This window comes from Nocardioides aequoreus, assembly GCF_000720335.1.
Lineage (GTDB): Bacteria > Actinomycetota > Actinomycetes > Propionibacteriales > Nocardioidaceae > Marmoricola > Marmoricola aequoreus.
In genome coordinates, this window is the sequence record NZ_JOJN01000007.1 from 1 (window position 1) to 26,664 (window position 26,664).

Sequence of the window (26,664 nt, forward strand, 5' to 3'; positions counted from 1 at the left end):
CGATCGCAGCCGAGGAACTTCACTACGCTGCAAGAAACGGGCTCCAGCCGACCGGCTGAGCCATCAAACCCAGCCTCCGGACTCGCCGGGGCGGTTCAGTTCTCACACGTGCCCGATTGCGCACCTCGCTCACCCTCGGACAGGTCTCCTCGCCACCCCAACGAAGGAGACTCCAGATGTCCACCGCCGCCAAGCCCGCCGGCGCCTCGTACCTCATCGCTGCCTCGAAGCCCACCGCCACCTCGAAGCCCACCGGCCCCGGCGCCAAGCGCGTGGGCCGCGGCCGCCGCTGCCTGCACGCGATGGTCGACGACCTCGCCCACGTGACGGTCCAGCAGGCCGCCGAGCTGGCCCGGGCCAGCTGGGAACTGATGAGCCTCTACCCCGGCGACGTCGAGACCATCCTGGAGACGGTCCAGGTCATCGAGCAGTGGGCCCACGCCAACAACGCGCCCGACCTGCGCGACCTCGACGCCGACAAGATGTTGCGCAAGCTCGCCGGCGCCAAGACCCTCGACGGCTACCTGTCACCCAAGAAGCTCGACCGGCTGCACCTGCTCCGCAACACCCTCAGCGCGCTGCGCGGCACCGTCTTGCTCCACATGACCAACCCGCGCAAGCGCAGCGACCGCCCTGCCCACGACAGCCTCGACCGCGGCCTGCCGACGCTTCCCCCACGCTACGACCGCGCCCGCCGCCCCATGACCGACGACGAGATCCTCCTGGGCAACATCCTCGTCGAGATCGACCTCCACGAGAACGCGCCTCTCCTCCCCATCACCGCCTACCTCATCGGCGCCGCCGGCGTGCACACCATGGAGAGCACCGCCCTGACCACCGACCACCTCAACCATCGCACCGAACCCACCAAGATCCACGCCAAGGGCCTCTGGGGCTGGTCCGGCCGCACCGTCTCCCTCGACACCTTCACCGCTCACGCACTGGCCCGCACCCTGTCGACCAACGCCCCCGGCACCCAGCGCCTCACCTACACCGGCACCAGCCCCGGCACCAAGGAGGCTTGTGCCTCCCTCAACCCGGTCGTCACACGCTTCCTGCGCCGCGCAGGCGTCGCCGACCCCGACGTCACCGTCAAGAGCCTCACCGTCGCCCGCCCCTGGCGCATCATCCTCCACGACCGCGACTTCAAGACCGCCAGGAAGATCCACGGCGGCAAGACCAACAACCTCCTCAACGACATCAGCTGCACCATCGAAGAGACCGACCACCACAAGGGCAAGATCCTCCTCCTCGACAAGGAGTCCGGCCACCCCGTCGCCAAAGTCAAGGCTCGCCACGTCGCCGAGATCCCAGCGTGCAGCTGAGGGCGCAGTCAGACCGCGACCAGCTGGCGCTCACCTAGGCGAGATGGCCGCGAAACTGTTCGTGCCCTCTTGCCATCCAAGACGTGAGGATCCGAAACGCGGCCGCTCGGCGAATGGCGACTGCGACTGCGACGGTTGGCAAGAGGCCGAGCTAGGCCTTTCGCCGCCGACTCCTGCGTGAACCCGACTCACTGCTGATCCCGCATCCGCCCTACCCAATCGGAGCGCGAACGCAAGCGCAGGCTGAGCGCCTGGATGTCTGGATAGAGAAGGGCCGTTGTGTAGCCATAGACGCGCGTCAGTGCCTGCCTGATCTCGCTCTTGGCCTCAGCCTTGATTCGGAAAGTGAAGACGGGAGCCAACCCGGCTTCGTTGGCTCTCGCCCGCCGGTGGGGATGCGCCGGTCTAGCGTAGATCGATGTGGAGGCGGCCACATCCACTGCCCGCCACTGCCGCTTCTCGGATGACCTGAACATTCGCAACTTGGCTGCGGTGAACATCGGCACCCCTTCCAGCAAGAACGCGGCGTTCTGTGCTGCGATCCTCGCGTCGTAAGCAGGAGGGACCCAGATCCGGCGACGTGCCCCAGTGCCCCACTCAGCTTCGCTCCGCTCCTCCTCACTCTCGTACGCCCAGAACGGGTACCGCTTACTAGCTAGAACCTCGCTCAACACCGCGTTTCCAGGATTGTTCTTGCCGACTGGCGCAGTCGCCAGGGCGAACAGTCGGCCGTCTTGGCTGTCGGCCTCCCCGTCCTCCACGGCAAACCAAGCTGCAATCAGCGGGTTGCGCGTGACGTCGATGAGTCGCGAGGGACCACCATGATGCTGCAGCCGAGCCATCAACTCGAGCGCGGAGAGATCTGACATACGCCAGTCCGCGGCCTCTTCCAAGATTGAGCGTTCTGCCTCGACCATTGCCGACTCGTCGGGGAACGTCTGAGGGGCCGGGCCGGACTCGCCATCGGCCCTCGAAGTCTTCACGTCGTGGTGCTCCAGCAGCTTTCGATACAGGCTGCTGTGCAACCCCCAGTCCGCGTTTTGTTGTCCGCGCCACACCATGCTGAGGTCTGGGTTCCGTTCCGAGAGAGCGCTCAGTTCCCTGCTGAGGCTTACGAAGGAGTCGATGACCACCTCGTGGGTCGCGAAGAAGCTTCCGGGGCCTGTGAAGTTCTCGGAGAAGAGACCATCGCTGGGAACTCGTCTGTCTCGTCGCCGGGCTACGACGTCCGGCGCCGGCTCGGTCAGTGCCGGACTCGTCGGTCGGGAGTCTGCAAGCTCTAGGGCAAGCGCAGGATCAACGAAGCGCGACTCGCCCAGCAGGGAGGTCCGCCTGCGGATCGCCTCACGAACCGCGGCCCGCGCATCGACACTGCCGACCGCGTCCCTCGCCGCGCCCTCCAGCGCGGTGCGCACCGCATCATCGAGTCCCGCCGATTCGGCACCACCAAGAGACCACGTCTGCCTGCGCACGGCATCACGAACCGCGGCCCGCGCATCGGCACGGCCGACCGCGTCCCTCGCCGCGCCCTCCAGCGCCGTGCGCACCGCATCATCGAGTCCCGCCGCCCCAGCACCACCAAGAGACCACGTCTGCCTGCGCACGGCATCACGAACCGCGGCCCGCACATCGACACCGCGCACCGCATCCTTCACGACGCCCTCTAACGCACCGCGCACCGCGCTTGAGACGGCTTCGCTGCCGCCCAACGACAGCGCGGCCGCATCCAGGCCCAGCGAGCCTCGGGCTCGCTGTCCACCAGACGACTCCGGAGTCTCGTCGAGAGGTCCCGGGGCTGCCCCAGGGCTGCTGGTCTCCACTGGAGCCTCTTCCGGCTCGCCGTCAGCGGCGCACATGAAGACTCGTTACGCCGGAATGGGATCTCACGCCCGCAAACCTATGGCAGCTTGAATCCAGGAGCACTGGATCCGCACAAACGCACGAGGATGGCGCCAAGGCGTGTTCGACAGAGCCCCCCACCGAGGCGCATTCCGAACGACGACAGCTGCGGGGTTCAACCCCTGCGCTCGGGCCCCCACCCGGCGCACACCCGGGCATGCATTCGAACGTTGCGGCCTCTCATCCGAGGCACCGAGTACTACAGTCCCGTGAAGGCCGCCTCCGGGCCAGCTGCGGCATACTGTGCGCGGATCGGCGGCCTCGTCGAACTACATCAGGGTTGTACCTATGTTTTTCCCGACTGTACTTCCGATCCCCCGCCCCTGTAGCTCAGCTGGATAGAGCAAGAGCCTTCTAATCTCTAGGTCGCAGGTTCGAGTCCTGCCGGGGGCGCTCGACCGCATTGCGCCTCACTCGCGTCGGTGGAAGCGGACGCGGCCGCCGGGGGTGGTCTCGTGGCGGTAGCCGGGGTGGGTCAGGCGGCGGTGGTGCGGTCCGCACAGGAGCCGGGCGTTGGCCAGGTCGGTGGGTCCGCCTCGCGCCCAGGGGATGGCGTGGTCGACCTGGCACAACGCCGCCGGCACCGTGCAGTGCTCGGCGCGGCAGGTGCGCTGGCCGATGGTCAGGGCGAGGCGCTGGGCCTTGGTGAAGAGCCGCTGGGTGGCGCCGAGGTCGAGGACCTGGCCGGCACCGCCGAGGACCGCGGGGATCAACCGGTGGCGGGCGGCAAGCCTCCGGGCCTCGCGTGCGGAGATCCGGGCGCCGGTGTCGAGGGTGGCGACCCCGGCCTGCTCGAGCCGGCCCTCGAGGTCCTCGAGGGTCATCGTGACCACCACGGTCGCGTCACCGCCACCGGTGGCCGGGAGGTCCTCGGCGCGGAGGCGTTCGAGCAGCTCGCAGAACGCCTGCCCCCGCCGGACGGGCGCCGGGGTGGTCTCGACAGGCTCGACCGGCAGCGGGCGGGTCTCGACAGGCTCGACCATCTGGCTGCCGGTCGAGCTTGTCGAGACCTGGGCGGGCTCGGCGGCCGGGTTGTCGGTCTCGACAGGCTCGACCGGCTCTGGTGTCGGGACCCGGGTCGGGTGGGTCAGGGCTTGCAGGGCCTTCTTCAGCATCTGCCCGTGCAGCTGCGGGATGCGGAAGCGGCCGTGGCAGGTGCCCTGGTGGTCCTGCCACATCTCGAAGGTCGTCTTGCGGGCGGCGCGGGCCTCCTCGGCCTCGAGCAGGGTGCCCTCGTAGGCATCCACGGCGTCGGGGCAGATGACCGCGTAGATCCGGCGGCCGAGCTGCTCGAGCGCGGTGGCGTCGAAGTCGCCGGCCAGGTCGACCAGGTGCGCCTCCGCGGTCGACCGTTGCTCGGCGGTGGTGGCGAAGCGGCCGGTGACCGGCAGCAGGTCCAGCGCCCGGCTGATCGCCCGGGCCTGCGCCAGGCTCACCCGACCGTCCGCCATCCCCGCGGCCAGGACGGGGCGTTGGGTCTCCAGGGTGCGGGCCAGCTTCAGGTCGCCACGTGCGGCCGGTTTGGTCTGCCGGGTCTGGCGCGCGACCCATTCCGCGACGGTGCGGTCGCCGGGGTCGGTGACGTCGGGGTCGCGGTCGGCCTCGGCCAGCACCTGCAGCCGCAGCGCGTCGAGCTGCGCCTGGGCGGTGGCGAGGTCGAGCAGGGTCTGGGCCTTCTCCCCGGTGCTCATCGCCCACACCGGCACCGGGCTGGTGGTCAGGTCCTCGAGCCGGTGGCGCAACCGGGCGGCGAGGTCCGCGACCGGATGCGCGGGCGAGGTGGCTGTGTCGCCTCCCACACCACCGCCGGACTGCTCGCTCATGGCCCTATTGAACCCGTGACCACCGACAGTCCAGGCCGCTGACCTGCGGTTTCGTCCACCATCCGGACGATGTCGGGAAGTTTCTCCAGGGGTCTCGAGACGGTCGCTGCGCGACCTCCTCGACCACCCGAAGGGGGGTGGTGGGCGGGCGGCGTGCGGGCGGGCGGTGTCAGGCGACGGGCCGGACGGTGAGGGACTGGGCCAGCGTGCCGAGGGGGCCGTGGACGTCGTGGAGGACGCTGCTGGTGAGGCCGACGCCGTGCGTGCCGAGGGAGACCGTGGTGTCGAAGCCGACCCAGTCGCCGGCGGGCTGGCGGAAGAGGTGGGCGGCGAGGTCGACGTTGGGGAAGCGCACTTCGCGCGGGTCGACGCGCACCGACATGCCGTTGGCGACGTCGAGCAGTCCGGCGGTGGCGGCGAGGGGGCCGACGGGCTCGTCGGCGAGCAGCGGCTCCTGGGCGCGCACCCAGACGTGCCCCCGCCCGGGCCCGTGCGAGGTACGCCGCACCTCGGTGGTGGCGATCAGCCCGCCCTGCCAGAAGTCCGCCGCGGCCCAGGGAGGCGTGTCGTCCGGTCCCGGCATGGCCGGGAGGTCGGTGCCGGCGACGCCGGCCGTCTCGCCGGGCTGCATCAGCCACGCGCGCAGCACCACGGCGTCACGTCCGGCGTGCTGCAGCGTCGCCTCCACCAGCTCGACGGTGCGGCCGGGGCGTACGACGCGCACGGTGCCGACGAGCTCGTCGACCGGCATCACGCCGAGGATGTCGAAGGCGAGCCGGGTCGGCACGAGACCGTCGTCGCGCCGCGCGTCGCGGTCGCGCTCGACGAGGTGCGTCAGCAGCCCGAGGGCGGGCGCGACGTGCTGGTGCTCGAGCTCCCACGCACCGCTGGTGTGCTCGGTCGCCCGGAAGGTGGTCTCGTCGAGCCGTTCGAAGTACGCCACACGCGGGATGCTAGGTGGCGGTGCACGCCGTCAGGCGCGGCGCCCTCCGCGCCCCTGCAGCGCGACGTAGCCGAGGATCACGACGAGCTCCGACACGAGCCCTCCGAAAAACTTGAGTGAGTTGATCATGTTTGAAGAGTACGCCGTGTCGCGGCACGGCGCTCGACCGTCCACGGAGTGTCGGGCGAGGGGTCGCGACGGCCGGACTCACCCTGCCGGCGGCGGCTCCGCCTCGCGGAGCAGTCGGTCGACCTCGGCGCGGGTCGCCCCCAGCGCCTCGGAGACCTCCCACGCGACCTCCGCCACGCGGTGGCCCAGCTCGTCGGCGCGGGCGTCGTCCATCCGCACGGTGGGCACCGAGAGGCCCAGTGCGCCGACGACCCGGCCGGTGTGGTCGAAGACGGGCGCGGCGACGGCGCGGATGCCCGGCGTCCGCTCGGCGTCGGAGCCGGCCCAGCCGCGCGACCGGCACAGCGCGAGCTCGACGCGCAGCGCCTCCGCGTCGGTGACGGTGCGGTCGGTGACGGCAGCGATCGGGCGCGCCAGCACCGCCTCCTGCCGCTCCCAGGGCAGCCGGGAGAGGATGCACTTGCCGGGCGCGCCGTTGGGCAGCGCGATCGGGATGCCGATGTCGGTGTAGTGACGGCGCAGCTCCTGGCGCGACTCCACCTGGTCGACCACGACGCGCTCGTAGGTCGGCAGCAGCTCGTGCAGGCCCACGGTCTCGTCGACCTCGTCGCGCAGCGCCACCATGAAGGGCCGCGCCGCCTCGCGCAGCGACGACGGCACGGCTCCCGACCGGCCCAGCTGCACGAGCAGCGGCCCGAGCCGGTAGCGCTTGTCGGGCCCCTGCCCGAGCAGCCGGTTGGTCGTCATCGAGGCGAGCAGGCGGTGGGTCGTGCTGGTCGAGAGCCCCGTGGCGCGGGCGATCTCGCTGATGCCGAGATCGGCGTGGTGGGCGTCGAAGCAGCGCAGGATCGCGACCGCGCGATCGATCGACTGGACTCCGTTGCGAGCCGGCATGGCTCCCCCGTCCGACCCCGTCACGGGCCTCTCGTCTGGCACGGATGAAGTGTGCCCGACACGGGCGGCACCTCTTGACGCTCGGTGTGGCGTCTGACACAGTTCCCGCATGACGGCAACTGATCCCACGATACGGGAAGCCTCCGGCAAGCGTCCACTCACCGGCTTCCGTGTCCTCGACCTGACCCGCTTCCTCTCGGGCCCCTACTGCACGATGGTCCTCGCCGAGCTCGGTGCCGACGTCATCAAGATCGAGCAGCCGCACACCGGCGACGACTCGCGACGACTGGCGCCCAAGATCAACGGCGAGAGCTACCCCTTCGCGATGCCCAACCGGAGCAAGCGCTCGGTCTCGCTCGACCTCAAGACGGCCCGCGGCAAGGAGCTCTTCCACGCCATGGCCGCCGAGGCCGACCTGGTGATCGAGAACTTCCGCCCGGGTGTGGCGAGCCGGCTCGGCATCGGCTACGACGACCTCAAGGCGCTGCGCGAGGACATCCTCTACTGCTCCATCAGCGGCTTCGGCCAGACCGGCCCCTACCGGGACCGCCCGGGCTTCGACATCATGGCCCAGGGCATGGTCGGCCTGCTGCGGATGACCGGCGAGCCCGGCGGACGTCCGGCCAAGGTCGGCATCGCCATCAACGACATCGCCGCCGGCGCCACCGCCATCTACTCCATCCTCGCCGCGCAGATGCACCGCACCGCCACCGGCGAGGGCCAGTACATGGACATCTCGCTGGTCGACGCGGGCCTGGCCTGGTCGGTGTGGGAGTCCGGAGCCTTCTTCGGCGCCGGCGAGGTCCCGCAGCCCACCGGCACCCGGCACCGCCGGTCGACGCCCTACCAGGCCTTCCGCACCAGCGACGGCTACGTGACCGTCGGTGCCGCCAACGACCGGCTCTGGCTGCGGCTGCTCGGCGCCCTGGAGCGCCCCGAGTGGGAGACCGACCCGCGCTTCGCCACGCTGCCGGACCGGATGGAGAACATCGACGAGCTGGAGCGGGAGATCGAGGCGATCACCCAGACCCGCACCACCGACGAGTGGATCAAGATCATCGACGCCGTGGGCGTGCCCTGCGGTCCGGTGCTCACCTTCGACGAGACGCTCAGCGACCCCCACGTCGTGGCGCGCGACATGGTCGCCGAGATGGACCACCCGATCATCGGCGAGATGAAGACCATCGGTCCCCCGACCAAGTTCTCGGGACTCGACTTCACCGTGCGCGGACCCGCGCCGTGGCTCGGCCAGCACACTGCGGAGGTGCTGCGCGAGGTCGGGGTCTCCGACGCCGACATCGAGGCCGCCTTCACCGACGCGGTCGCCTTCGACGCCCACCCCGACCTGCACGCCACCACCGACCAGACCCAGGAGGCCTGAGACATGTCCGACCACCTCGTGGTGGAGCGACGCGACGCGATCGCGACGCTGGTGCTCAACCGTCCCGAGAGCCACAACGCCCTCAGCGTCGCGATGTACCGCGACCTGCCCGACCTGGTCCAGGAGCTCGAGAACGACAGCGCCGTCAAGGTCGTCGTCGTCCGCGGCGCCGGCGAGCGTGCCTTCGGCGCGGGCGCCGACATCAAGGAGTTCGAGGCCGAGCGCAGCGACGCCGTCAAGGCCAAGGCCTACAACGAGAAGGTCGCGGCCGCCGAGCACGCCATCGAGGGCCTCACCAAGCCCACGATCGCGATGATCCACGGCTACTGCATCGGCGGCGGCGCGGGCCTCGCGCTCGCCTGCGACATCCGCTTCGCCGACACGCGGGCCAAGTTCGCCATCACCCCGGCCAAGCTCGGGCTGGTCTACAGCCTGGAGTCGACCAAGCGCACGGTCGACCTCGTCGGCCCGTCGCGGGCCAAGTGGATCCTGATGAGCGGCCAGCAGATCCCGGCCGAGCGCGCGGTGCAGCTGGGGCTCTTCGACGAGGTCGTCGAGCCCGACGAGCTCGAGGGCCTCACCTACGACTTCGCCGAGACCATCTGCTCGCGGGCACAGTTCAGCGTGCGCGCCGGCAAGGTCATGGTCGACAAGGTCGTGCGCGGGCAGGTCCGCGACGACGAGGCCACCACCGAGCTGCGCAACTCGTCCTTCGACACCGAGGACTTCACCGAGGGCGTGCGCTCCTTCATGGAGAAGCGCGCGCCGCGCTTCACGTGGTCCTGACGTGAGCACCACGACCTCGACACCTCGGACGCCGGTCGACGCGGACGCCGTCGCCGCGCTCGCGCACGCGGCCGGGAGCGACCCGGCCATGGAGTTCGGCAACTTCTTCCTCAGCCGCTTCCTGCAGCTCGACATCGGCTACGACGACGAGGCCGAGACCTGCACCGTGGTCCTCCCGTACGCCGCGCACCTGTGCAACCCGCAGGGCTCGGTGCACGGTGGCGTCGTCACCACCGCGATCGACATCTCGATGGGTCACCTGTGCCGCCGGTACCTCTCGGCCGCGGTCACCGTCGAGATGCAGGTGCGCTTCTTCCGCCCGCTCACCGGGGACGGGACCTGCACCGGCCGCGTGATCCGCGCCGGCCGCCGCCTCGTCCACCTCGAGTCGCGCCTGCACGACGCCGAGGGCCGTCTCACCGCCATGGGCACCGGCTCCTGGCACCGGCTCGACGCCGGCTGAGACGCACCCGCACCAGCCCCCTACACCGCCCACTCACCCGGCACGCCCGTGCCGTACGCACCTGGAGGAACCATGAAGATCACGAAGACGCTGGCCGCCGCGGCGGCCACCGCAGCGGTGCTGGCGCTCAGCGCCTGCGGCGGGGGCGACTCGGGAGGTGGGCTCGCCGGAGGCGACTACCCCTCCGAGGACATGGACTGGACGATCGCCTTCGGGCCCGGTGGCGGCAACGACATCATGGCGCGCACCATCGTCGACATCCTGCAGCGCGAGGAGCTCTACCCCGAGAACATCGTGGTCGAGAACCGCGACGGCGGCTCGGGCGCGACCGGCTGGGGCTACCTGCTCGGCCAGAGCGGGAGCGGCTACGGCATCTCCACGACCTCGGGCTCCTTCATCACCACGCCGCTGCAGGCCGACACCGGCTGGGAGCCGACCGACTTCACCCCGGTCGGGCTGATGGCCGCCGACAACGCGCTGCTGATCACGGCCGGCGACAGCGACTGGCAGACCTACGACGAGTGGGTCGACTACGCCACCGAGAAGGGCAAGGTCGTCGTGGGGGGCATCGGCACCGTCAACGTCGACTTCATCCTCCAGCAGATGATCGCCGACGCCAACGGCTACGAGATCGACTACGTGCCCTACAACGACGAGGGCCAGATGCAGACCTCGCTGCTCTCCGGCGCCATCGACTCGATGATCTCCAACCCCGGCTCGATCATGGGCCAGATCGAGGCCGGACAGACCTCGGCGCTGCTCTTCACCGGGCCCGAGCGCCTGGAGGCGCTGCCCGACGTGCCGACCGGCGAGGAGGAGGGCATCAGCGACATGCCCTCGATGCCGCGCGGCCTGATCCTGCCGCCCGACGCGCCCGAGGAGGCGCAGGAGTGGTGGATCGAGACCATGCAGGAGGTCGCCGAGAGCGAGGCCTGGCAGGACTACCTCGAGGAGAACTTCCTGGTCGAGGACGAGCGCTGGGGCGAGGACTTCACCACCTACCTTGACGAGACCCAGACCTCCTTCGAGGAGCAGCTGACCGAGCTGGGGGCTCTGTGACCATGCCGCTGCACGCAGGCAGCCACCTGCCCGCCGACGCGGAGGCCCGGTCGCACGACCGGGCCCCCGCGTGGCGGCGGCCGAAGGTGGTCTTCCTCGCCCTCCTGCTCGTCGTCCTCGCGGCCTACACCGAGATGGCCTTCGCCCTCGAGTGGCGCACGACCGCGGGGCGCATCGGCCCCGGCTTCTTCCCGCGCCTCCTGGGCGTGGCCGGCCTCGCCGTGACGCTCTGGTCGCTCGTGGTGACCCTGCGTGCCCCCGACGTGGAGGACGAGACCGTCGCGCTCGAGGACGAGGTCGGTGACGCCGACCTGGGCAAGCACCCCCGGCTGCTGGCCCTGATGGTGCTGGCGGCCGCGCTCTTCGCGGCCACGCTGCTCTCGCTGGGCGCCATCGTCGCCTCCGCGCTCTTCCTCGCGGGGATGTTGTGGACGCTCAACCGGACGCGCCCCGTGGTCAACGTCGCGGTGTCGATCGGCCTGCCCCTCGTCATGTACCTGCTCTTCCAGACGCTGCTCAACGCCGGGCTTCCCGCCGGCGTGCTGCCCTTCCTCTGATCGGGGTCCCGACCATGGACGTCTTCGACAACCTCGCCAACGGCATCGTGTCCATCCTCACGGTGCAGAACATCCTGCTCCTGCTGGCCGGCGTGATGATGGGGATGGTCGTGGGCGTCATGCCCGGGCTCGGCCCCTCCGCCGGCCTGGCCATCCTGCTGCCCATCACCTTCGCGCTCGACCCCACGGGGGCGATCGTGATGCTCGCCGCCGTCTACTACGGCGCGATGTACGGCGGCACGATCACCTCGGTGCTGATCAACACACCAGGCGAGTCCGCCACGGTGGCGAGCACCTTCGACGGCTATCCCCTGGCCAAGCAGGGCAGGGCGGGGCCGGCCCTGGTGATGGCCGCGGTCGGCTCCTTCGTCGCCGGTATCACCGGTGCGGTGCTGATCAGCATCGCCTCGCCGCTCACGGCGTCGGTGGCGGCCAGCTTCGGCCCGCCGGAGCTCTTCCTCATCGTGGTGCTCGGCCTGCTGACGCTGATCGTGATCATCGGCGGCAACAAGCTGCTCGGCGCGCTCTCGGCGCTGATCGGCTTCGCGATCGCGACCGTCGGCATCGACATCGGCACGGGCCAGCAGCGCTACACCTTCGGCTCGGTCGAGCTGATCAACGGCATCGACTTCATCCCGGTCGCGATCGGCCTCTTCGGCGTCGGCGAGGTGCTGCACACGCTGTGGCGCGGTGGCCACCTCGAGAAGCTCGCCTACTTCAACGTCTCGGCCCGCTCCCGCGGCTTCTGGCCCACCAAGGCCGACTACCGCGAGTCGGCCGCGCCGATCGCCCGCGGCTCGCTGCTCGGCTTCTTCGTCGGAGCCACCCCAGGCGCCGGCGCCACCGTCGCGTCGCTGATGTCCTACAACCTGGAGAAGTCGGTCTCCAAGACCCCCGAGAAGTTCGGCAAGGGCGCGATGCCCGGGCTCGCGGGTCCCGAGGCGGCCAACAACGCCGCGTCGTCCGGCGCGATGGTGCCGCTGCTGACCCTCGGCATCCCCGGCTCGGCCTCGACGGCCGTGCTGCTCGGCGGCTTCCTGCTCTGGGGGCTCCAGCCCGGCCCGCTGCTGATGACGCAGAACCCGGAGTTCGCCTGGGGCCTGATCGCGAGCATGTTCCTCGGCAACATCATGCTGCTGGTCGTCAACATCTTCTGCATCCCGGCCTTCGCGAGCATCGCCCGCGTCCCCTTCCGGGTGCTCGGCCCGATCATCATCGTGGTCTGCGTGCTCGGCACCTTCACGGTCAACGCCTCCATCGTGGAGGTCGCGATCATGCTGGTCTGCGGCGTGCTCGGCTTCTTCATGCGCCGCTTCGGGCTCTCCCCCGCCGCGCTGGTGATCGCCCTGGTGCTCGGTCCTCTCGCCGAGGAGTCGCTGCGCCAGACGATGATCATCTCGGGCGGCAGCTTCGGGATCTTCCTCGACCGCTCCACCTCGCAGGTGCTGCTCGTCCTCATCGTCGTGATGCTGCTGCTGCCCCTGCTGCTGCCGCAGCTGAGCGCGATGGCCAAGAGCGGCCTGGCGCAGCTGGGCAGCCGCCGTCGGGCCGAGCGCCAGGACGCCGCGACGTCCGTCGACGAGGACGCGGCGGACACCCCGCAGGGCACCGACGACCACGCCCGGTCGTCCGGTCCCAGCCGATGAACGCTGCCGTGCTGCACGCGGTCCTGACCGTGGCGGCCGCGGCCGGCGGTGCGGGTCTCGCGACGCTGCTGCGGCTGCCGGCCGCCCCGCTGCTGGGGGCGATGGCCGGGGTCGCGGCGTACTCGCTGCTGCGCGACGTGCAGGTGCCCGTGCCGGGGGCCGCCAAGTGGGTGGTGTACGCCGCCGTGGGCGCATTCCTCGGGCAGCAGGTGACCTCCGAGTCGCTCGCCGCGCTCCGCTCGGCGGCGGTGCCGATCCTGGTCACGGTCCTGGCCTTCCTGGTCTTCGGGCTGGTGCTCGCGCTCGCGCTCTGGCGCTTCGCCGGCTTCGACGCCCACACCGCCCTGCTGGCCACCGCCCCCGGCGGCATCGCCCAGATGGGCGTGCTGTCGGCGGAGGCCAAGGCCCAGGTGCCGGTGGTGCTCGCGATCCACGTGCTGCGGGTCACCTCGGTGATCGTCTTGATGAGTCTCGGACTGAAGCTGATGGGAGGACGTACGTGAACGAGCAGAGCCCGCACCGGTCCCTGGAGGGCGTCCGGGTCGTCGACCTGAGCCGCGCCCTCGCCGGCCCCTACGCCACGATGATGCTGGCCGACGTCGGCGCCGACGTGCTGAAGGTCGAGCCCCCCTCGGGTGACGACAGCCGCGGCTGGCTGCCCTTCGTGCCGGGCCAGGGTGACGGCGACGACGAGTCACCCGAGTCGGCCTACTACCTCTCCGCCAACCGCGGGAAGCGCTCGGTGCGCCTGGACCTGAAGAGCCCCGAGGGCGCCGACCGGCTCCGGGCGCTCTGCGCCGGCGCCGACGTGCTGGTCGAGAACTACCGCCCCGGGCTGCTCGCCCGGCTGGGCCTGGACCCCGTGGACCTGCGCGCGGCCAACCCCCGCCTGGTGACGCTGTCGATCACCGGCTTCGGGGCCGGCGGACCCGACGGCCACCGCCCGGGCTTCGACCAGATCGTGCAGGCCGAGGCCGGCCTGATGGGCCTCACCGGCCCGGCGGACGGCGAGGCGACCCGCGTGGGGCTCCCGATCAGCGACCTGCTCGCCGGCATGTTCGGCGCCTTCGGGGTGATGTCGGCGCTGCACGAGCGCGAGCGCACCGGCGCCGGCCGCGCCGTCGAGACCAGCCTCCTCGCTGCGGTCACCGCGGTGCACGCCTTCCAGGGCGCGGGCTGGCTCAGCGCCGGCGCCGAGCCGCGGCGCACCGGCAACCGGCACCCCTCGATCGCGCCCTACGGCACCTTCCGGTGCGCCGACGCGGCGCTCGTCATCGCGGTGGGCTCGGAGGCGCTGTGGCGCCGCTTCGCCCCGCTGGTCGGCATCGACCCCGCCCGGCCCGACGTCGCGACCAACCGCGAGCGCGTCGCGGGCGTCGACGCGCTGCAGGCCGAGATCGACGCGCTGCTCGCCGACCGCAAGGCCGACGTCGTGCTGGCCGAGCTGGTGGCGGCGGGCGTGCCCGCGGGCCGCATCCGCAGCATCCCGGAGGTCTACGCCTGGGAGCAGGTGCGGCACCTCGGCCTGATCCACACGCTCGGCCACCCCTCGCTGGGCGAGGTGAGCGTGCCCGGCGGCGCGCTGCGCTACGACGGCGCCACCGCGGCCGCCGAGGTCGCGCCACCGCTGCTCGGCGAGCATGACAACCTGGACTGGGAGGCGCCCTGGCTGGACCAGGCGCGAGCCGAGCACACCGAGGGAGTGCGATGAGCGCGACGTACGCCGTCGTCGGGGGCGGCATCGTCGGGGCGGCGGTCGCCCGACGGATCCAGGAGGTCGACCCCTCCGCCCACGTGACGATCTGGGAGAAGGAGGAGGAGCTCGCCGCGCACCAGACCGGCCGCAACTCCGGCGTCGTGCACGCCGGGCTCTACTACGTGCCCGGCTCGCTGAAGGCGACGCTGTGCCGTCGCGGCGTCGGGATGCTCAAGGACTTCTGCTCCGAGCACGACATCGCCTACGACGAGTGCGGCAAGGTGCTCGTCGCCCTCGACGAGGTGGAGGAGGGTCGGCTCGGCGACATCGAGGACCGCGCCCGCGCCAACGGCGTGCCCGGCATCCGCCGCATCGACGCCGCCGAGCTGCGCGAGCTCGAGCCGCACGTGCGCGGCGTGGCGGGGCTCCACTCCCCCACGACTGCGATCGTGGACTACCCGGGTGTCACCCGCCGGCTGGCGGCGCTGGTGGAGGAGCACGGCGGCGAGGTGCGTCTGGGCCACGAGCTGGTGGGCCTGCGCAACGCCGGCGCCGAGGTCCACGTCGAGGGCCGGACGACCGCGGGCGAGCCGGTGCGCGCCAGCTACGACCACGTGGTGCTCTGCACCGGGCTGTGGGCCGACCACACCGCGGCGCTGGCCGGCGACGACGCCGCCCCCAAGGTGGTGCCCTTCCGGGGCGAGTACTGGCTGCTGCGGCCCGAGCGTCGCTCGCTGGTCAACGGCCTGGTCTACCCCGTGCCCGACCCGCGCTACCCCTTCCTCGGCGTGCACCTGACGCCCCGGGTCGACGGCGAGGTGATGGTCGGACCCAACGCCGTGCTGGCGCTGGCCCGCGAGGGCTACGACTGGCGCACGCTGAGCCTGCGCGACCTGCGCGAGGTGGCGGCGTACGACGGCTTCCGGCGCTTCGCCCGGCAGCACTGGCGCACCGGGATCGCCGAGATGGCCGGCTCGCTGAGCAAGCGCCGCTTCGTGGCCGCCGCGCGGCGCTACGTGCCCGAGATCCACGTCGACGACGTGGTGCCCGGCCCGAGCGGCATCCGCGCCCAGGCGCTGGAGCGCGACGGGTCTCTGGTCGACGACTTCCGCATCACCAGCCGGGGCCGCGTCACCGCGCTGCGCAACGCGCCCTCGCCCGCCGCCACCTCGAGCCTGGCGATCGCCGAGCACGTGGTCGAGGACCTGGTGCAGCGTCGCTCGGAGGTACGCCGATGACGGCGCACCTCTCGCGCGGTCTGTGGATGGTGCTCGCCTCGCCCTTCGACGACGACCTGGCGCTCGACCTCGGCTCGCTGGAGCGGCAACTTGCCCTCGCCGACGAGGTCGGGGCCGACGGCGTCGTCGCGCTGGGCGTCTTCGGCGAGGCCGAGCAGCTCTCGCTCGAGGAGCAGCGCGACGTCGTGCGCACCGTCTCGGGCGGTGGACTGCCCTTCGTGCTCGGCCTCTCCGCCCGGTCGACGGCCGGCGCGGTCGACCAGGCCCGGGCGTGCGTCGCGGCCTCCGCGCGGGCGCCCCAGGCCCTGATGGTGCAGGTGAGCTCGCCGCGCGCCGACGTGCTCGTCGACCACTTCGCGGCCGTGCACGCCGCCACCGACCTGCCCGTCGTGGTGCAGGACTACCCCGCCGTCTCCCACGTCACCGTCACCCCCGAGGTGCTGGTCGAGGTCGTGGGCCGCTGCGCGCCGTACGTCGCCGCGGTCAAGGCGGAGTCGACGCCGGTCTCGCCGGCCGTCGCCACGCTCGCGGAGGCGGTCGACGCTCCCGTCTTCGGCGGCCTCGGCGGCGTCGGTCTGGTCGATGAGCTCGCCTGCGGCGCGGCCGGCGCGATGACCGGCATGAGCCACCCCGAGGGGCTGCGGGCTGCGCTCGACGGCTTCGCGCGCAACGGCTTCGCCGGCGCGCACGCGGCCTGGGCGCCGTGGCTGCCGCTGGCCAACTTCGAGGGGCAGCTGCGCATCGGCCTCGCGATCCGCAAGGAGATCCTGCGCCGCCGCGGCGTGCTGACGACCGGGCGGGTGCGACCACCCGCCCCCTCGCTGCCCGCCTCGCTGCTGCCGGTGCTCGAGCAGCACCTCGCCCACCTCCCCACCACGTAGAAGGAGCACAGATGGAACTCGGACTCAACGGCAAGGTCGCCCTCGTCCTCGGCTCGACCTCCGGCCTCGGCCGTGCCAGCGCCGAGGCGCTCGCCGCCGAGGGTGCGCACGTCGTGGTCGTCGGCCGGCGGGCCGACCTGGTCGAGCAGCTGGCCGGCTCGCTCCCCTCCGCCCACGGCGTCGTCGCCGACCTCACCGAGGAGGGCGCTCCGGCGCGCATCGTCGCCGAGGCGCGCGAGGCCGCCGGCGAGGTCGACGTGCTCGTGCTCAACGGCGGCGGCCCGCCGCCCGGCACCGCCGACGACTTCACCGCCGACCACGCCCAGGCCGCCGTCGACCTGCTGCTCAAGCAGCACGTCGCCCTCGTCGGCGAGGTGCTGCCCGGCATGCGCTCGCGCGGCTGGGGCCGGGTGCTGGCCGTCGGCTCCAGCGGGGTGCAGCAGCCGATCCCCACGCTCACCGCCTCCAACGTCGGACGCGCCGCGCTGGCGGCGTACCTGAAGACCCTCGCGGGTGCCGTGGCCGCCGACGGCGTCACCGTCAACATGGTGCTCCCGGGCCGCATCGCCACCGACCGGCTGGCCTCGCTCGACCAGGCGGCGGCCGACCGCACCGGTCGCAGCGTCGAGGACACCCAGGCCGCCTCGCAGGCCGCCATCCCCGTCGGACGCTACGGCGACCCCGCGGAGTACGGCGCCGTGGTGGCCTTCCTCGCCAGCACGCGGGCGGCGTACGTGACCGGCGAGCAGCTGCGCGTCGACGGCGGCCTGGTGGGGGGCTACTGATGCGGCTCGCCACGATCCTGCGCGACGGCGCCGAGGTGCCGGTCGTCGTCGACCCCGCCCGCGGCGTCGCCCCGGTCGCCTCCCTCACCGACGCGCACGTGCGCACGCTGCTCGACGTCCTGGAGCTGGACCTGTACGACGCGCTGAGCCGGGCCGCGGGGTCGGCCGACGACGCGCTCTTCGTGCCGGCCGCCGACGTCCGCTTCACCGCGCCGTACCGCCGCCCCCGCAAGCTGTGGGGCATCGGGCTCAACTACGTCGACCACGCCGCCGACCTCTCGGAGAGCGTGCCCGACGAGCCGGCGTCCTTCATCAAGGGCGACCACACCATCATCGGCACCGGCGACGACATCCCCGTGCCGCCGCAGAGCGAGCGCACGACGGCCGAGGCCGAGCTCGGCCTGGTCATCGGCCGGGAGTGCCGCAACGTCTCGGAGGCCGACGCCCTCGACCACGTCTTCGGCGTGACCACCGTGCTCGACCAGACCGCCGAGGACATCCTGCAGCGCAACCCGCGCTTCCTGACCCGGTCGAAGAACTTCCCCGGCTTCTTCTCCTTCGGACCCGAGATCGTCCCGATGGGCGAGGTGCTGGAGTCCTTCGGCGACCTCGCCGACGTCGAGGTGTCCACGGTCGTCAACGGCTCCGAGACCCGGACCAACACCGTGGCCCACATGCGCTACAGCCCGGCCTTCCTGGTCGCCTTCCACAGCGCCGTGATGCCGCTCTTCCCGGGCGACGTCATCTCCACCGGCACCCCCGGCGCGATCCACGTGCGCGCGGGCGACGTCGCGGAGTGCCGGATCCCGCGGATCGGCCACCTGGTCAACCCGGTGGTCGCGGGCTGAGCCGCCGCCCCTCCCCCTAGGCTCCCCGTCCATGGAGTGGCTCGTGGCGGTGGTGGCGGCGCTGGCCGTGCTCGCGGTGTACGTCGCGCGGCGGGCCCGCCGCGCCGACCCCACGGCGCACGACGGCGAGCCAGTGGCGCTGCCGCAGCTGCCGGTGGAGTTCCAGGGCACCTACGACGAGGCCGCCGGGGTGCTCGTGCTGCGGCACGTCGGCAGCGAGCCCGCCGACGACGTGCGCGTGTGGTGGCACGACGACCTCGGCGGCGAGCCCCGCGCGCGCGTCGACCGGGTGCTGCCGGAGGAGCTCGTCGAGCTGCCCTTCGACGCCACGGCGCACGGCTACCGCTGGCGGCGCGACGAGGCGGCGTACGGCGACGAGGAGGACTGGGAGGTCAGTCACCTGCTGCTGCGCGTGCGGCTGGAGTGCCGGCGACCCGACGGCCGCACCGAGCACAACTCCTGGGAGCAGATCTACGCCGAGCAGCCCGGCGACCCTAGGCCGGTGCGGCGTAGGCACCGACCTCAGCCCGGACCCGCTGCTTGAACTCCTCGGGCGCGAAGGAGCACTCGACCGCGGTGAGCGCCAGGTCGGCGAGCCCCCGCTCGTCGAGGTCGAGCAGGTCGGCGGCGACGAGGTACTCCTGGTTGAGCGTGGTGCCGAACATCGGCGGGTCGTCGCTGTTGACCGTCACCACGACGCCCGCGTCGCGCAGGGCGCGCAGCGGGTGGTCGGCCAGCGAGGCCACCGCGCCGGTGGCCAGGTTGGAGGTCGGGCACACCTCCAGCGGCACGCCGCGCTCCGCCAGGTGGGCGAGCAGCTCGGGGTCGCGCGCGGCGGAGACGCCGTGGCCGATGCGCTCGGCACCGAGGTGGCGCAGCGCGTCCCACACGGTCTCCGGCCCGGTGGTCTCGCCCGCGTGCGGCACGGAGTGGAGCCCGGCGGCGCGGGCCGCCTCGAAGTGCGGGGCGAACTGCGGCCGCGGCACCCCGATCTCGGGTCCGCCGAGGCCGAAGCCGACCAGCGCCTGCGGGCCGTGGTCGAGCGCGTGGCGCAGGGTCGCGTCGGCTGCCGGCAGCCCCGACTCCCCCGGGATGTCGTAGATCCAGCGCAGCACGATGCCGTGGTCGCGCTCCGCTGCGACGCGGGCGTCCTCGATCGCCTCGGTGTAGGCCTCGATGGGCACGCCCGCCGCCACCGCGGTGTACGGCGTGCACGTGAGCTCGGCGTAGCGCACCGACTGCGCGATGGCCATCTCGCGCGCGACCTCGTAGGTGAGCAGCCGCACGTCCTCGGGCTCGCGGACCAGGGCCACCACCGCGAGGTAGACCTCCACGAAGTGCGCGAAGTCGCGGAAGCGGAAGAAGTCGCGCAGCGCGTCGGGGTCGCTCGGCACCGTGCCGGGGTGGCGCTCGGCCAGCGCCGAGACGATGGCGGGCGAGGCCGACCCGACCTGGTGCACGTGCAGCTCGGCCTTCGGGAGGCCCTCGACGAAGGCGCGCAGCGGGTGCTCTGACGGGGTGAGGTCACGGTCGGCCATGGCGGCAGCATCGCAGGAGGCGACGTACGCACGGATAGGGTGCCTGTCGTGACCGAGCGACTGGTGTGGATCGACTGCGAGATGACCGGGCTCGACCTCGAGGCCGACGCCCTCATCGAGGTCGCGGCCCTGGTCACCGACTACGACCTCGAGGTGCTCGGCGAGGGCGTCGACATCGTGGTCCGACCTCCGCAGGAGGCGCTGGACCAGATGATCGACTTCGTGCGCGAGATGCACGTCAAGTCCGGACTGCTCGACGAGCTGGAGGGCGGGGTCTCTCTCGCCGAGGCCGAGAAGCGAGTGCTGGAGTACGTCACCGAGCACTGCCCGGAGGGCAGCCGCCCGCCGCTGGCGGGCAACTCCGTGGCCACCGACCGCGGCTTCCTGGCCCGCGACATGCCGGACCTCGACGCCGCGCTGCACTACCGGATCGTCGACGTCTCCTCGATCAAGGAGCTCTCGCGGCGCTGGTTCCCCCGCGCCTACTACAACGCCCCCGAGAAGGGCGGCGGCCACCGCGCGCTGGCCGACATCCGCGAGAGCATCGAGGAGCTGCGCTACTACCGCGACGCCGTCTTCGTCGCCCCGCCCGGCCCCGACTCCACCGAGGCCAAGCGCATCGCCCGGCTCCACCGCGGCGCCCTCACCGGCTTCGGCGACGACGGCGGCGACCGGGGCGGCGACGAGGGCGGCCCCGATTCGGCCACGACCGCCTCCAGCCGCTAGTATTGCCGCGGCCTTCAGGCGGGTGACCGCCCGAGGGTCGTGGTGGGTGTAGCTCAGCTGGTAGAGCACCGCGTTGTGGTCGCGGGGGCCGCGGGTTCAAGCCCCGTCACTCACCCCACAGCCGAAGGACCCGCAGGCACCTGCCTGCGGGTCCTTCGCACGAACCGGCTAGGGGGTCGAGCGCATCCGCGTCGGTGCGCCGTGGACGCTCGGCACGGTGCCCAGCCGTCCCTTCATGAAGTCCTCCTGCGCCTGGAGCACCTCCGCCTTGGTGTTCATCACGAAGGGACCCGCCCAGGCCACGGGCTCGCGGATGGGCCGACCGCCCAGGACCAGCACGTCGAGCGCCGGCGTGCGGCTGTCCTGCCGGGCGGCGCCGTGCACCGTCACGACGTCGCCGGCGCCGAGCACGGCGAGGTGACCGGTGCGCACCGGTCGCTCCTCCTCGCCCACCGTGCCGTGGCCCGAGAGCACGTAGACGAGCGCGTTGTGGTCGGCCTGCCAGGGCACGTCGAGCCGCGCCCCGGCCTCGACGGTGGCGTGCACCAGCGTGATGGGCGTGTACGTCGAGCCCGGCCCGCGGGTCGTGCCGACCGTCCCGGCGATGACGCGGACCAGCGCCCCGGCGTCGGCCGAGGTGGCGAGTCCGACGGCGCCCGAGCGGATGTCCTGGTAGGCCGGGGGGTTCCACTTCGCGTCGCGCGGGAGGTTCACCCACAGCTGCACGCCGTGGAAGAGCCCGCCCTGCTGCACCAGCCACTCCGGCGGGGTCTCGATGTGCAGCAGCCCGCTGCCGGCGGTCATCCACTGGGTGTCGCCGTTGGTGATCGAGCCGCCGCCACCGTGGCTGTCGTGGTGGTCGAAGACGCCGTCGATGAGGTAGGTGACGGTCTCGAAGCCTCGGTGGGGGTGCCACGGCGTGCCCTTGGGCTCGCCGGCGGCGTACTCGACCTCGCCCATCTGGTCCATGTGCACGAAGGGGTCGAGGTCACGCAGGTCGACGCCGGCGAAGGCACGGCGCACCGGGAAGCCCTCGCCCTCGTAGCCGCGCGGGGCGTCGACCAGCTGCTTGACCGGTCGCACCGTGTCGCCCAGGCCCACACCGGGCAGCCGGTCGAGCAGGGTCAGGTCGGGGTGGGTCACTGCGGGCATCGCGCACCTCCAGGGGGACTCCCAGTGTGCCTCAACGTGGTTGAGCAGTAAACCTTCTCGCGCGCGCCCACCCCGGACACGCGAACGGCCCCTCCGAGGAGGGGCCGGGCGGCACTGCGTGTCACGGGACTGCGTGGTGCGGCATCAGGGACTCGAACCCCGAACCCGCTGATTAAGAGTCAGCTGCTCTGCCAATTGAGCTAATGCCGCAGTGCCCTCAGGGCGACCAGAACCATAGCAGCGGCGCTCAGCGCAGATGAAATCGAGCCGGTGTGGTGCAGGCCACGTGCGCGGTTGCCCACCCGCCTACCCTCGGAGCCATGAGCATCCGTCACCCGATCACGGTCACCGATGAGCGTCCCCGGCCCGTGCAGGTCGTGGTCGCCTGGGTGCTGACCGTGCTGACCGCCGGCTACTTCCTGCCCTGGGCCATCGCCGCGACGCGCGGCAAGTCCAACACCGGCGTGGTCTTCTGGGTCAACCTGGTGCTCGGCTGGACCGTCGTGGGCTGGGTGGTGGCGCTGGTGATGGCGCTGACGGCGCACCGCCGCACGACGTACACCTGACACCCCGCCCGATCTAGGGGATTCGGCCGGTCATCGGGTCCGGGCGCCCTACGCTGCTGCCAGTCGCTCCGCGCCCCGAGGACCCGCCGTGACCCGCTTCCCCCTGCGTCGTGCCGCTGCGGCGGCGCTCGCCGCCGTCCTCGTGCACGAGCTCGCGCGGACCTCGCTGCGCCACAGCGCCCTCGACGGCCTGGTGGTGCAGTGGTGGCTCTCGAGCGCCGTGGCGGTGGTCACCCTGCTGCTCCTCCCCCGCGGGGCGCTGCTCCTGGGAGCCGCCACGACGGGCGGTGTGGTGGGCCTCGCGGCGGCCATCACCGGGGTCGAGCAGGTGCTCAGCGTCGCGCTCGCCCTCGGCTGCACCCTCGAGGTGCTGCTCGTCGTGGGTCTCGCCCGCCGCGGCACCGCGGGCCGCGCCCGACTGGCCTCCTGGAGCGACTTCCGACGCTGGTTCGTCGCCGTGGTGGCGGGCTCGCTCGCGTGCGCGTCGACCATCGCCTTCGTCGAGGCCATCCACCACGACACGGGGCCCTGGCGGGTGCTGACCTGGCTCAGCCTCACCCACGGCTCGGCCCTGCTGCTGGTGCTGCCGCTCTTCGTCGCGCGCGAGTCGCGTCCCGAGCGGGTGAGCACCTCGGAGGTGGCACTGCACCTGGGGCTGCTGGCGGTGGGTGCGCTGCTCTACGGCAGCGCCTCCGCCGACCAGCCGGTCGGCTACCTGCTGCTGCCGATGCTCGCCTGGTCGGCCTCGCGCTTCCCGCCCTCCTGGGCCGCGGCGGAGCTGTACGCCGTCTCGCTGGCCGTCGTGCTCGCCTCGCGTGCGGGGGTGGGTCCCTTCGGCCCGATGCACCCCGACGCCTCGCTCGTCGACATGGCGGCCTCCGCCCAGACCTTCCTCGCCGTCGCCGGCGTCACCTCGGTCACCTTCGTCGTCGCCATGGGCGCGCTGCGGGCCTCGCTGCACCGCATCCGCGAGGACGAGGTGCGCCTCGGCCACCTCATGGAGTCGGCCGACAGCACCGCCTTCGTCGCCACCGACCTCGCGGGCGTCGTCACGTGGTTCAGCCCCGGCGCCGAGCGGCTCACCGGCTACCAGGCCGAGGAGCTGGTGGGGCGGCGGGACCCGCTGCTGCTGCACGACCCTCGCGAGGTCCTCTCGCGCGCCACCCAGCTCGGTGTCGGCTACGGCTACGCGGTCGTCACCGACCAGTCCCGGGCCGGCGAGCCGACCGGGACGCGCGACTGGACCTACGTGCACCGCGACGGCCACCGGCTCACCGTGTCGGTCAGCGTGACCGTGGTGCGCGACCGCGGCGGCGAGGTCGTCGGCCACCTCTCGGTGGTGCGCGACGTCACCGACCGGCGTGCCGCCGAGCAGGCGCTGGTGCAGGCCCGCGACAAGGACCGCGAGACCATCGAGCGGATGCGCCAGCTCGACCAGGCCAAGAACGACTTCGTCTCGGCCGTCAGCCACGAGCTGCGCACCCCGCTGACCAGCATCATCGGCTACACCGAGCTGCTGCGTTCGGAGGTCGCGGAGGCGCTGACCCCGGCGCAGGACCACCTGGTGGAGAAGATCGACCGCAACAGCGAGCGGCTGTTGCACCTCGTGGAGGACCTGCTCACCCTGGCGCGGGTCGAGGAGGGCGGCCTGCGGGTCGACAAGGTGCCGACCGACCTGGTGACGGCCGTGCGCGGCGCCGTCGAGGAGATGGCGCACGCCGCGCGCAAGGGCGGCGTCGCCCTGGAGCTGCGCCTGCCCGAGCGGCCGTCGCAGGTCCTGCTGCAGGCGGACCCCCACCAGCTGGAGCGGCTGGTGCTCAACCTGGTCGGCAACGCCGTGAAGTTCACCCCCGCCGGAGGCCGGGTCGACGTCGCGGTGCACGTGGCGGCCGACGAGGCGCTCGTGGAGGTCGCCGACACCGGCGTCGGCATCCCCGAGGCCGAGCAGGCGCAGCTCTTCGCCCGCTTCTTCCGCTCCAGCACCGCGACGCAGAACGCCATCCAGGGCACCGGGCTGGGCCTGTCGATCGTGCGCTCGATCGCCGAGGCCCACGGTGGTGACATCAGCTTCACCTCGACGCCCGGGTCCGGCACGACCTTCGTCTTCCGGGTGCCGGTCGACCCCTCACCACCGGAGCCCGCGGCCGACGCGGAGCCTGTCGAGGTACCGGCCTAGGGGCAGCCTGGGAGCGGGCGGCTACAGGTAGAGGCCGGTCTGGGCGTCGCCCAGCCGGTCGGCCGCCACGGCGTGCACGTCACGCTCGCGCACCACGACGTAGAGCTCGCCGCTCACCTCGACCTCCGCCTTGTCGTCGGGGTCGAAGAGCACCCGGTCACCCACCTCGATGGTGCGCACGTGCGGGCCGACGGCCACCACCTTGCACCAGGAGAGCCGGCGCCCGCCCAGGGCCGCCGTCGCCGGGATCAGGATGCCGCCGGTCGACCGGCGCTCCCCCGGCTCGCTGTCGACGGCCACGAGCAGCCGGTCGTGCAGCATCCGGATCGGGGTCTTCTCCCCCGACGGCTGCGTCATGCTGGCGAGTCCGCCCGCGCCTCCGGCTGCCACGGCGTACGGCTCGCTCAGCTGCCGGCGACGCGGCGCACGAGCACGAAGAGCGCCACCACGCCGACGACGCCACCCACGGCCTTGAGGATGTTGTCCTGCCGGGGCGAGCCGTCGGGGGCGACGAAGTGCGCCTTGACGTCGCGGACCTGCCGGCGGGCGATGGTCTTGGGGTTGGCGCGGTAGACCAGCTCGTCGATCGTGGCGGCGAGCCGGTCGCGGGTCTCCTCGATGTCGCGCTCGAGGGACGACACCTGCTGATCGGTCACTCCGGGGCTCCTGACTGGCGAGGGGACAACGCGCCGCAGGCTATCAAGCGGGCCGGTGGCCCAGTGCGGCGCGCGGGTCGAAGCCGAAGGGGAGCTCCAGGCGGTGGCGCGCCATCTGCTCCGGGTCGCCGAGCAGGTCGACGGTCGCGCCGTCGGCGGCGATGACGCCGTCGTGCAGCACGACCGCGCGCGGGCACAGCTCCAGGGCGTAGGGCAGGTCGTGGGTCACCATGAGCACCGTGACGTCGAGGGATCGCAGGATGTCGGCGAGCTCACGACGCGAGGCGGGATCGAGGTTGGACGACGGCTCGTCGAGCACCAGCACCTCGGGCTCCATCGCCAGCACCGTCGCCACGGCCACCCGACGGCGCTGCCCGTAGGAGAGGTGGTGCGGCGGCCGGTCGGCGTAGTCCTGCATGCCGACCTGCTCGAGCGCGCGCCGCACCCGCGCCCGCAGCGCCTCGCCGCGCAGCCCGAGGTTGGCCGGTCCGAAGGCGACGTCGTCGTGCACGCTGCCCATGAAGAGCTGGTCGTCGGGGTCCTGGAAGACGACGCCGACCCGGCGCCGCACCTCCTGCAGGTGGGGTGCCCCGACGGGCAGCCCCGAGACGCTCACCGAGCCCGCGGTCGGCGTGAGGATGCCGTTGAGGTGCAGCACCAGCGTGGTCTTGCCGGCGCCGTTGGGACCGAGCAGCGCCACCCGCTCGCCCCGGTGCACGTGCAGGTCGACGCCGCGCAGCGCCTCGTGCCCGTCGGGGTAGGCGTGGGCGAGGCGGCGTACGTCGAGGACGGGCTCGCTCACGCGTGCTCCCGGTGGGCCGGTGCGGGAAGGTCGGGCATGCGTCCGTCGTACCCCCGCGACAGCATCGCCAGGTGCACCCGCTCGCCGCGCTCGTAGGAGCGCACGAAGAGCGCGCCGAGGGTGCGGCCCACCGCCGGCCAGTGCCGCGGCGAGCGCGGGTCGCAGCCGCGCGAGCGCATCGCGACCATCATCCGGCCCAGCTCCTCGGTCACCACGTCGAGGTAGCGCAGCATGAAGCCCGCGATCTGGACCAGCTGGTCGGGCAGCCGGAGCCGCCGCAGCCCGGCGAGCAGCTGCTGCGGCTCGGTGGTCGCGGCGACCGTGAGCGAGGCCAGCACGCCGATGGTGCCCTTGGCCAGCAGGCCCCAGGCCGCCCACAGCCCGGGCTCCGAGACGCTCAGCCCGAGCACCTCGGTGCGCGGGCCGTGGGAGACGAAGGGCACCAGCACCGCGAAGACGACGAAGGGCACCTCGACCACCATCCGCTTGGCCAGGTACGCCGCCGGCACCCGGCTCAGCGCGACCACGCCGAGCAGCAGCGCGGCGTACGCCGCGAAGGCCCACACCCACGCGTGGGGCGTGGCCACGACGAGCAGCACGAAGGCCAGCAGGGTGGCGATCTTCAGGTGCGCCGGAGCGCGGTGCACCGGGCTGTGCCCGTGGTAGTGGAGCCGGTGGCCGTGCCCGGCACCCAC

At 72.4% G+C, this 26,664-nt stretch carries 27 protein-coding genes and 3 tRNA genes; 19 read left to right on the plus strand and 11 right to left on the minus strand.

Translation table 11 applies throughout. From position 1 onward, the window contains the following. Positions 1-176: 176 nt before the first annotated feature. Positions 177-1,325: a hypothetical protein gene (locus tag IG63_RS0113155; protein ID WP_030484826.1), complete on the plus strand. Its 1,149-nt coding sequence runs from the start codon at positions 177-179 to the stop codon at positions 1,323-1,325. Positions 1,326-1,513: 188 nt separating this feature from the next. Here IG63_RS0113155 and IG63_RS0113160 read toward each other — a convergent pair whose 3' ends face one another. Further along, positions 1,514-2,980 (minus strand): FRG domain-containing protein, encoded by a 1,467-nt coding sequence (locus tag IG63_RS0113160; RefSeq protein ID WP_169741798.1) that lies wholly within the window; start codon positions 2,978-2,980, stop codon positions 1,514-1,516. Between the two features lie 563 nt (positions 2,981-3,543). Here IG63_RS0113160 and IG63_RS0113165 point away from each other — a divergent pair. Further along, a tRNA-Arg gene (locus IG63_RS0113165) sits at positions 3,544-3,617 on the plus strand. A 17-nt stretch (positions 3,618-3,634) separates the two neighbouring features. Here IG63_RS0113165 and IG63_RS21585 read toward each other — a convergent pair. The 3 genes from IG63_RS21585 to IG63_RS20770 form a co-directional block, all read right to left on the minus strand. Continuing rightward, on the minus strand, positions 3,635-5,047 hold the full coding sequence (locus IG63_RS21585) for an HNH endonuclease signature motif containing protein (RefSeq protein ID WP_051706757.1): 1,413 nt from the start codon (positions 5,045-5,047) through the stop codon (positions 3,635-3,637). 169 nt (positions 5,048-5,216) lie between these two features. Continuing rightward, positions 5,217-5,990 (minus strand): thioesterase family protein, encoded by a 774-nt coding sequence (locus tag IG63_RS0113175; RefSeq protein WP_030484828.1) that lies wholly within the window; start codon positions 5,988-5,990, stop codon positions 5,217-5,219. Between the two features lie 207 nt (positions 5,991-6,197). Further along, the gene (locus IG63_RS20770; RefSeq protein WP_051706760.1) at positions 6,198-7,013 is read right to left on the minus strand and encodes an IclR family transcriptional regulator; all 816 of its coding nucleotides are present in this window, start codon (positions 7,011-7,013) and stop codon (positions 6,198-6,200) included. 109 nt (positions 7,014-7,122) lie between these two features. On the opposite strand from IG63_RS20770, the gene IG63_RS0113190 reads away from it, so the two are divergent. From IG63_RS0113190 to IG63_RS20775, 13 genes are all read left to right on the plus strand, one after another. Next, positions 7,123-8,394, plus strand: coding sequence for a CaiB/BaiF CoA transferase family protein (locus IG63_RS0113190; protein WP_051706762.1), 1,272 nt, complete (start codon positions 7,123-7,125; stop codon positions 8,392-8,394). A 3-nt stretch (positions 8,395-8,397) separates the two neighbouring features. Further along, positions 8,398-9,180 carry an enoyl-CoA hydratase-related protein gene (locus tag IG63_RS0113195; protein WP_030484831.1) on the plus strand — a complete coding sequence of 261 codons (783 nt, stop codon included), beginning with the start codon at positions 8,398-8,400 and terminating at the stop codon, positions 9,178-9,180. 1 nt (position 9,181) lies between these two features. Further along, positions 9,182-9,643 (plus strand): PaaI family thioesterase, encoded by a 462-nt coding sequence (locus tag IG63_RS0113200; RefSeq protein ID WP_051706763.1) that lies wholly within the window; start codon positions 9,182-9,184, stop codon positions 9,641-9,643. A gap of 72 nt (positions 9,644-9,715) precedes the next feature. Then, positions 9,716-10,702 carry a Bug family tripartite tricarboxylate transporter substrate binding protein gene (locus tag IG63_RS0113205; protein ID WP_030484833.1) on the plus strand — a complete coding sequence of 329 codons (987 nt, stop codon included), beginning with the start codon at positions 9,716-9,718 and terminating at the stop codon, positions 10,700-10,702. A 2-nt stretch (positions 10,703-10,704) separates the two neighbouring features. Beyond that, positions 10,705-11,259, plus strand: coding sequence for a tripartite tricarboxylate transporter TctB family protein (locus tag IG63_RS0113210; protein ID WP_157210169.1), 555 nt, complete (start codon positions 10,705-10,707; stop codon positions 11,257-11,259). 14 nt (positions 11,260-11,273) lie between these two features. Then, a complete protein-coding gene (locus IG63_RS0113215) occupies positions 11,274-12,905 on the plus strand; it encodes a tripartite tricarboxylate transporter permease (protein ID WP_084597145.1) in 1,632 nt (543 codons plus the stop codon). Positions 12,906-12,913: 8 nt separating this feature from the next. Then, a complete protein-coding gene (locus tag IG63_RS0113220) occupies positions 12,914-13,408 on the plus strand; it encodes an AbrB family transcriptional regulator (RefSeq protein WP_169741799.1) in 495 nt (164 codons plus the stop codon). Further along, positions 13,405-14,616 carry a CaiB/BaiF CoA transferase family protein gene (locus IG63_RS0113225; RefSeq protein WP_157210170.1) on the plus strand — a complete coding sequence of 404 codons (1,212 nt, stop codon included), beginning with the start codon at positions 13,405-13,407 and terminating at the stop codon, positions 14,614-14,616. The genes IG63_RS0113220 and IG63_RS0113225 overlap by 4 nt, the downstream gene beginning before the upstream one ends. Continuing rightward, positions 14,613-15,839, plus strand: a complete 1,227-nt coding sequence (gene lhgO / locus IG63_RS0113230) for an L-2-hydroxyglutarate oxidase (RefSeq protein ID WP_030484838.1) — start codon at positions 14,613-14,615, stop codon at positions 15,837-15,839. The genes IG63_RS0113225 and lhgO overlap by 4 nt, the downstream gene beginning before the upstream one ends. After that, a complete protein-coding gene (locus IG63_RS0113235; protein ID WP_030484839.1) occupies positions 15,836-16,720 on the plus strand; it encodes a dihydrodipicolinate synthase family protein in 885 nt (294 codons plus the stop codon). Before lhgO ends, IG63_RS0113235 begins: the two co-directional genes overlap by 4 nt. 11 nt (positions 16,721-16,731) lie before the next feature. Continuing rightward, positions 16,732-17,505 (plus strand): SDR family oxidoreductase, encoded by a 774-nt coding sequence (locus tag IG63_RS0113240; protein ID WP_030484840.1) that lies wholly within the window; start codon positions 16,732-16,734, stop codon positions 17,503-17,505. Further along, positions 17,505-18,353 carry a fumarylacetoacetate hydrolase family protein gene (locus IG63_RS0113245; protein ID WP_030484841.1) on the plus strand — a complete coding sequence of 283 codons (849 nt, stop codon included), beginning with the start codon at positions 17,505-17,507 and terminating at the stop codon, positions 18,351-18,353. The genes IG63_RS0113240 and IG63_RS0113245 overlap by 1 nt, the downstream gene beginning before the upstream one ends. Before the next feature lie 31 nt (positions 18,354-18,384). Next, complete coding sequence (locus IG63_RS20775; RefSeq protein WP_036195534.1) at positions 18,385-18,897, plus strand: hypothetical protein; 513 nt, start codon at positions 18,385-18,387, stop codon at positions 18,895-18,897. On the opposite strand, the gene IG63_RS0113255 is transcribed toward IG63_RS20775, so the two are convergent. Next, positions 18,848-19,891: an adenosine deaminase gene (locus tag IG63_RS0113255; RefSeq protein WP_030484842.1), complete on the minus strand. Its 1,044-nt coding sequence runs from the start codon at positions 19,889-19,891 to the stop codon at positions 18,848-18,850. The genes IG63_RS20775 and IG63_RS0113255 overlap by 50 nt on opposite strands. Positions 19,892-19,939: 48 nt before the next feature. Here IG63_RS0113255 and orn point away from each other — a divergent pair, with 48 nt between their 5' ends. After that, the gene (gene orn, locus IG63_RS0113260; protein ID WP_281174295.1) at positions 19,940-20,617 is read left to right on the plus strand and encodes an oligoribonuclease; all 678 of its coding nucleotides are present in this window, start codon (positions 19,940-19,942) and stop codon (positions 20,615-20,617) included. Positions 20,618-20,659: 42 nt separating this feature from the next. Beyond that, positions 20,660-20,735 (plus strand) — tRNA-His (locus tag IG63_RS0113265). Positions 20,736-20,785: 50 nt separating this feature from the next. Here IG63_RS0113265 and IG63_RS0113270 read toward each other — a convergent pair. Together IG63_RS0113270 and IG63_RS0113275 are read right to left on the minus strand one after the other, a co-directional pair. Next, the gene (locus tag IG63_RS0113270) at positions 20,786-21,769 is read right to left on the minus strand and encodes a pirin family protein (RefSeq protein WP_030484844.1); all 984 of its coding nucleotides are present in this window, start codon (positions 21,767-21,769) and stop codon (positions 20,786-20,788) included. Between the two features lie 134 nt (positions 21,770-21,903). After that, positions 21,904-21,979: transfer RNA gene (locus tag IG63_RS0113275), tRNA-Lys, on the minus strand. 110 nt (positions 21,980-22,089) lie between these two features. Here IG63_RS0113275 and IG63_RS0113280 point away from each other — a divergent pair. Together IG63_RS0113280 and IG63_RS21590 are read left to right on the plus strand one after the other, a co-directional pair. Then, complete coding sequence (locus tag IG63_RS0113280) at positions 22,090-22,335, plus strand: superinfection immunity protein (protein ID WP_211249323.1); 246 nt, start codon at positions 22,090-22,092, stop codon at positions 22,333-22,335. Between the two features lie 88 nt (positions 22,336-22,423). Next, positions 22,424-24,511, plus strand: a complete 2,088-nt coding sequence (locus IG63_RS21590) for a sensor histidine kinase (RefSeq protein WP_051706765.1) — start codon at positions 22,424-22,426, stop codon at positions 24,509-24,511. Between the two features lie 21 nt (positions 24,512-24,532). Here the strand turns inward: IG63_RS21590 and IG63_RS0113290 are convergent, their stop codons facing one another. From IG63_RS0113290 to cbiQ, 4 genes are read right to left on the minus strand one after another with little or no spacing between them, the layout of a single operon-like run. Then, on the minus strand, positions 24,533-24,868 hold the full coding sequence (locus tag IG63_RS0113290; protein ID WP_030484847.1) for a GroES family chaperonin: 336 nt from the start codon (positions 24,866-24,868) through the stop codon (positions 24,533-24,535). Positions 24,869-24,915: 47 nt separating this feature from the next. Beyond that, complete coding sequence (locus IG63_RS0113295; RefSeq protein WP_030484848.1) at positions 24,916-25,167, minus strand: DUF3618 domain-containing protein; 252 nt, start codon at positions 25,165-25,167, stop codon at positions 24,916-24,918. A 43-nt stretch (positions 25,168-25,210) separates the two neighbouring features. Next, entirely contained in the window at positions 25,211-25,969 is a 759-nt protein-coding gene (locus IG63_RS0113300; protein WP_030484849.1) for an energy-coupling factor ABC transporter ATP-binding protein, read from the minus strand. After that, positions 25,966-26,664 carry a cobalt ECF transporter T component CbiQ gene (cbiQ, locus tag IG63_RS0113305; protein ID WP_030484850.1) on the minus strand — a complete coding sequence of 233 codons (699 nt, stop codon included), beginning with the start codon at positions 26,662-26,664 and terminating at the stop codon, positions 25,966-25,968. Before cbiQ ends, IG63_RS0113300 begins: the two co-directional genes overlap by 4 nt.